Below are 4,737 nucleotides of genomic sequence, written 5' to 3'. Positions count from 1 at the left end.
GGTAGAGCGTGCGAAGCGAGGCGCTCACCGCCGCATCTCCCACGTCGTCACGCGCTCGCCGCTCGCCGGGTCCTTGCCGTCCTTGAGGAGGACGCCCTCCGCGGCCAGTTCGTCGCGGATGCGGTCGGCTGCCGCGAAGTCTCGGGCGCGCAGGAGATCGAGGCGCGCGGCGATCCGCTGTTCGACGTCCGAGCCGATCTCGGCCTTGCGGACGGGATCGAGGCCGACGAGGCGCAGGCCCGCCAGCGCATTGGCCGCCTGCCCCTCGTCGAAGAGTTCGTGCGTGCGCGCGATCGCGGCGCTGAGCGACAGGTCGTCCTTCAGGAGGTCGAGGAAGCGCTCGTCCGGCTCCGCCTCGCCTTCCGCCCCTTCCGCCAGGCGCTCCCAGCGGTCGAGCTCGCGCACCGCCTCGTCGAGGCGGGCGGCGGTGAAGTCGATCGGCTCGCGATAGTGCGTCTTGAGCATGGCCAGCCGCACGGCTTCGCCCGGCCAGGACCGGCCGCCGACCTTGTCGGTTTCCAGCACCTCGCGGATCGTGTGGAAGTTGCCGAGCGACTTCGACATCTTCCGGCCCTCGACCTGCAGAAAGCCGTTGTGCATCCAGATCTCGGCCATCGCATGCGTGCCGTGGGCGCAGCGCGACTGGGCGATCTCGTTCTCGTGGTGCGGGAAGATCAGGTCGAGCCCGCCACCGTGGATGTCGAAGGTTTGCCCGAGATAGGCCTCGCTCATCACCGAGCACTCGATATGCCAGCCCGGCCGTCCCCGACCCCAGGGGCTCGGCCAGCCGGGCTCGTTCGCGTCCGACAGCTTCCAGAGCACGAAGTCGGCGGGGTCGCGCTTGTGCGCCTCCACCGCGACGCGCGCGCCCGCCTGCTGGTCGTCGAGGTTGCGGCGCGACAGGGCGCCGTAGTCGGGCATGGAGCGCACCGCGAACAGGACCTCGCCGCCCGCCTCGTAGGCGTGGCCGCGCTCGATCAGCGCCTCGATCATCGACACCATGTCGGGCAGGCCGTCGCCGCGCGGCACGACGAACTCGGTGGCGCGCGGCTCGAAGCTGGGTGCAAGGCAGCCGAGCGCCGCGACATCGCGGTGGAACTGTTCTGCGGTGCACTCCGTCACGCGCCGGATCGCCTCGTTGAGCTCGAGGCCGGGAAAGTCGCGCGCGGCCCGCGCGTTGATCTTGTCGTCGACGTCCGTGATGTTGCGGACATAGGTGACGTGATCCTCGCCGTAGAGGTGGCGCAGAAGCCGGAACAGCACGTCGAAGACGATTACCGGCCGTGCGTTGCCGATATGGGCTTCGTCGTAGACGGTGGGTCCGCAGACATACATGCGCAGCTTCGGGTCCGGGGCGCCGTTCCGCCAGTCCAGCGGGCGCAGCGCTTCCTTGCGCCGCGTCATCGTATTGAAGAGCGTGACGCCCTTGTCGCCTTGGTCCACGTGTCGCGTTCCCGAATGCCGTCGTTCCAGGCGCCCGTGCTACAGCCAAACCGCCCGGGCGACAAACGCGGCGGCTTCGCTGTCGCGATAAGTCTTTGCGCCACGCCAAAGTTTATTTTGCAATGCAGCATGTAGCGCTCACGCAACATGTCGCGGCGTCAACCTTTTGTTAAGTATAGATCCCGAGATTGGAAGCAATTCCGCCCCCTATCCGCCGCAATGTGAAGGGCATTCTCCGCTCACAGGAGAACGAGCATGACCCCCCACCTCACCAAGTCGAACGTCACCTTCCGATCGAAGCAAGAGCGCGAACGCGAAGCCCACCTTCTCGGCAACTACCGGAAAATCGGCATCGCCGCGATCGCGGCCGCAGCCGCCAACCTGTCGCTGCCCGCCAAGCGCAAGAAGCCTTCGCTCGCCACTCGCAGCCAGCCGGCCAACCGCAACGGCCGCGACTAGCCTCAGGCCCGCAGGCTCAGGAGAAGGCTGAGCCCGAGCATCGCCATGACGGCGGCGATCACCGCGTCAAGGACCCGCCAGGCGGCGGGTCTGGCGAAGAGCGGCGACAGCAGGCGCGCGCCGTAGCCTAGCGCGAAGAACCAGCCGAACGAGGCCGCCATCGCGCCGAGCGCGAAGAGGAGCCGCCCGTCCGTCGCCCCGTATCGCGCCGACAGGCTGCCCAGAAGCACCACCGTGTCGAGATAGACGTGCGGGTTCAGGAAGGTCAGCGCGAGGCAGGTGCCGACCGCCGCGCCGAGCATCATCGAGCGCTCCGCGCGCACGACCAGCGCCGAGGGCCGCAATGCGCGGCGCAGCGCCAGCACCGCATAGCTGAAGAGAAACACGGCGCCCCCGGCCGTCACCCATGCGATCAGCGCCGGGCGACTGACGATCAGCGATCCGAGCCCGCCGACGCCGGCCGCGATCAGCACCGCGTCCGAGAGCGCGCAGATCAGGCAGATCGCCAGGACATGCGAGCGCGCAAGGCCCCGCTCCAAGACGAAGGCGTTCTGCGCGCCGATCGCCACGATCAGCGCGCCGCCCGACAGGAAGCCGCGCAGGGCGGGTTCGAGCACGTCGCCGCTCAATGGCGCGAGACGAAGGCCGTGAGAAGGTCGAGCGCCGCCGCGACGTCGGTCCGGTCGATCATCTCAGCGACCGTGTGGATGTAGCGGGTGCCCACCACGATGCCGATGGCCCGTGCGCCGGTCGCCGCCTGCTGGAGCGAGGCGCCATCCATGCCGCCGCCGCCCAGGATCGTGCGCTGGACCGGAATGCTCTCCTCGCGCGCGATGCGCTCGAACTCCAGCGTCAGCTCGCGGTCGGCGATGAACGAGCCGTCCTTGAGGTGCAGCCCGGCGCCCTTGCCGAGCTCGGTCGTGCGGTCGCGGTCGGGCACGCCGGGCGTGTCGCAGGCAAGCGTCACGTCGACGCCGATGCCGATATGCGGTCGGATCTTGTAGGCCACGGTCCTGGCGCCGCGCAGCCCCACCTCCTCCTGCGAGGTGAAGGCGACCGTGAGCTGGCAGCGGTGCGCGCGCTTCTCGTCGCGCAGCCGGCGCGCGACCTCGAGCCCGAGCCAGCAGGCGATGCGGTTGTCGAGCGCCTTGGAGACGATGCGCTCGCCCATCTCGACCAGGGGCTCGTCCATCACCACGAAGTCGCCGATGCGCACGTGGTCGCGCGTTGCCGCGCCCATGCCGATGTCGATGAAGAAGTCGGTCGGTTCGGGTACCTTCTTGCGGTCCTCGGGCGCCTGGATATGGACCGGCTTGCCCTCGGCCATCATGACGCCCTTGTGGTCGCCCTCGTCGGTACAGACGAGGATGCGGCGCGAGAAGAGGTTGCGCGGATCGAAGCCGCCGACCGGCGAGACGTGGATGAAGCCGCGCTCGCTGACATGGCTGACCAGGAAGCCGATCTCGTCCATGTGGCAGGCGAGAAGGACGCGCTCGGCGTCCTCGCCCTCGCCCTTGCGGGTGCAGATCAGCGAGCCCATCGCGTCGGTCTCGATCGTGTCGAAGAGACCCTCGGCCTCCCGCTCGATCAGCGCCCGGACCCGGTGCTCGTGGCCGGGAACGCCGGGGGTCTCGCAGAGGCGGCGCAGGAGATCGATGTTCACGGGCGGGCTCGCTTCAGGGGTCGCGCAGGAGAACTTCCTCCTGCACGCCCGGCCCCATGTTGGCAACCGAGTTGATCCGCTCCGAAACCGCGATCGCCCGGAACGTACCGGCCGGGACCGGGGAGAGGATATCGGACACCTCGTCCGGCTCGTGATCGCCGCAGGCGAGCCACCGATCGACGTCGCCGGCCGCCACCACGGCCGGCGTGCGATCGCAGACCCCGCGCAGATCGTCGGGCGCGACCACGGTCAAGACCGCCGCCGTGTCGATCTCGCTGCCGTCGCTCGCGAGGTAGGTTTCGAGGAGCCCGGCGAAGCCGAGCGGGGTCTCGCCCTCGCCGCGCAGGAACCACGCCTGCCGCCCACCGTCCGCAAGACGCTTCCAGTCGTAGAAGCCGCTCGCCGGGACGAGGCAGCGGCGGTAGCGCAGGGCACCGCGAAAGCTGTTGCGCAGGGCCGCCGTCTCGGCGCGGGCCGAGAAGAGAAGCGGCAAATCGGCGGGGTCGCGCACCCAGCCGGGAATGAGGCCCCAGCGCGCAAGCTGCGCCCGGCGCCTGGGGCCCCGCGGCGGGGGCATCGCCTCGTGGATGACGAGGATCGGCTGCGTCGGCGCGATGTTGTAGCGCGGCGGGAAGGGCTCGATCCGAGCGAGGCCGAAGGTCCGGGCAACATGGCCGGGGCTGGACGTCAGGGTGAAGCGGGCGCACATCGCCCTTCTTGGCGCGACCGCTGCGCCCGCCGCAAGAAGGGACGTCCATCCATGTTTCCACCCCGCCCGCTCGTCGGCGTCTCGGTCTGCCTGTTCGACGACCGTGGGGCGGCGCTTTTGATCCTGCGCTCGCGCGCACCCTTCCAGGGGCTCTGGAGCCTGCCGGGCGGGCGCGTCGAATGGGGCGAGCGGCTGGAGGCGGCGGCGCGGCGCGAGCTCGAGGAGGAAACGGGCATTCGCCTCCCCGCCCTCGCCCTGTCGCAGGTTCACGAGGCGATCGACAAGACGGCCCATGCGGTGATCGCGGTGTTCCGCGCGGACGGGCCGGTTTCGGCGCAGCCGCTGGCCGGCGACGACGCGGCGGACGCGCGCTTCTTCGAACGATCCGAGATCGAGGCGATGGATCGCGACGGTCGCACGACCGCAGGCCTTGCATCCGTCGTCCACCGGGCAGCGCTGCGCT

General features: G+C 69.9%; 6 protein-coding genes. 2 read left to right on the top strand and 4 right to left on the bottom strand.

Annotated elements, in window-relative coordinates; genetic code table 11:
• Positions 1–24: 24 nt before the first annotated feature.
• On the bottom strand, positions 25–1,443 hold the full coding sequence (gene cysS, locus AUL35_RS17870) for a cysteine--tRNA ligase (RefSeq protein WP_280137355.1): 1,419 nt from the start codon (positions 1,441–1,443) through the stop codon (positions 25–27).
• Positions 1,444–1,698: 255 nt separating this feature from the next.
• On the opposite strand from cysS, the gene AUL35_RS17865 reads away from it, so the two are divergent.
• Positions 1,699–1,902, top strand: a complete 204-nt coding sequence (locus tag AUL35_RS17865) for a hypothetical protein (protein ID WP_062017296.1) — start codon at positions 1,699–1,701, stop codon at positions 1,900–1,902.
• 2 nt (positions 1,903–1,904) lie between these two features.
• On the opposite strand, the gene AUL35_RS17860 is transcribed toward AUL35_RS17865, so the two are convergent.
• The 3 genes from AUL35_RS17860 to AUL35_RS17850 are packed head-to-tail and all read right to left on the bottom strand — an operon-like array spanning position 1,905 to position 4,274.
• On the bottom strand, positions 1,905–2,519 hold the full coding sequence (locus AUL35_RS17860) for a LysE/ArgO family amino acid transporter (protein WP_062017299.1): 615 nt from the start codon (positions 2,517–2,519) through the stop codon (positions 1,905–1,907).
• An 8-nt stretch (positions 2,520–2,527) separates the two neighbouring features.
• Positions 2,528–3,565 (bottom strand): M42 family metallopeptidase, encoded by a 1,038-nt coding sequence (locus AUL35_RS17855; protein ID WP_062017293.1) that lies wholly within the window; start codon positions 3,563–3,565, stop codon positions 2,528–2,530.
• A 13-nt stretch (positions 3,566–3,578) separates the two neighbouring features.
• Complete coding sequence (locus AUL35_RS17850) at positions 3,579–4,274, bottom strand: SOS response-associated peptidase (RefSeq protein WP_062017290.1); 696 nt, start codon at positions 4,272–4,274, stop codon at positions 3,579–3,581.
• A gap of 51 nt (positions 4,275–4,325) precedes the next feature.
• Here AUL35_RS17850 and AUL35_RS17845 point away from each other — a divergent pair.
• Positions 4,326–4,737, top strand: a 412-nt coding sequence (locus AUL35_RS17845) for an NUDIX hydrolase (RefSeq protein WP_062017287.1), incomplete at its 3' end; no start/stop codon positions are given.

It is taken from the genome of Aureimonas sp. AU4, assembly GCF_001463765.1.
GTDB lineage: Bacteria > Pseudomonadota > Alphaproteobacteria > Rhizobiales > Rhizobiaceae > Aureimonas.
Note: the sequence above shows the minus strand (reverse complement) of the source record. Positions and strands in the feature narration are given on the sequence as shown.

Bases quoted from the DNA above. Each gene is read 5' to 3' on its own strand.
- AUL35_RS17865 (WP_062017296.1), top strand. From the start codon at position 1,699: ATGACCCCCCACCTCACCAAGTCGAACGTCACCTTCCGATCGAAGCAA.
- AUL35_RS17850 (WP_062017290.1), bottom strand. From the start codon at position 4,274: ATGTGCGCCCGCTTCACCCTGACGTCCAGCCCCGGCCATGTTGCCCGG.